This is a genomic window from Enhygromyxa salina, from assembly GCF_002994615.1.
In the GTDB taxonomy this organism is placed as follows: Bacteria; Myxococcota_A; Polyangia; order Nannocystales; family Nannocystaceae; genus Plesiocystis; species Plesiocystis salina_A.
Window position 1 is genome coordinate 1 of sequence record NZ_PVNK01000103.1, and the last position, 650, is coordinate 650.

The following is a 650-nucleotide window of genomic DNA, read 5'->3' on the forward strand; positions in this document are numbered from 1 at the left end:
TGGCGATGATCAAGAAGATGTACAAGGTCGAGCGCAAGGCGAAGCTCCGCGGGCTGAAGCCCGAAGCTCGACGGCGGCTACGAATCAAGCACTCGCGGCCGTTGCTCCTCGCGCTCTTCAAGTGGATTACGGAGCACGCGGGGACCGAGCCGCCGTCTTCGCCGCTGGCCCGCGCATTCACCTACGCCCTCAATCAACGACGCGCGCTCGAGCGTTTCCTCGAAGATGGTCGCCTGCCTCTGGACAACACTGGCGCCGAGCGGGCCCTCAGGGGGATCGCGGTCGGCCGGAACAATTGGCAGTTTGCGGGGAACGACGCGAGCGGGAGGCGGAAGGCGATCATGTATTCGCTGATCCGCACCTGCGAGCTCAACGGCGTCGAGCCGTGGGCCTACCTGCGTGATGTCTTGACACGGATCGCCGATGGGTGGCCGCAGAAGCGACTGGCTGAGCTGCTGCCGCAGAACTGGTCGCCGGACGCCGTCGCCTCGGCAGCCTGAGCAGAGCGAGCCTGCGCGCTCGAGCGCGAGCACGCTCTGGCTGAGGCTCAGCAGCGTGGTGCCGAGGTCGGAGTCCAGAGCCGCGAGCTGCGGAGCTGGGCGCTGCCACAGGCTCCGTGCGTCTGCAAGATGCCTTCACCGACACCTTAC

Annotated in this window: 1 protein-coding gene; it reads left to right on the forward strand. The window is 66.6% G+C overall.

Going from position 1 to position 650, the window contains the following annotated elements:
* A partial coding sequence (locus ENSA5_RS09075; RefSeq protein WP_146155497.1) for an IS66 family transposase occupies positions 1 to 500 on the forward strand: 500 nt, incomplete at its 5' end.
* Between the last annotated feature and the right edge of the window lie 150 nt (positions 501 to 650).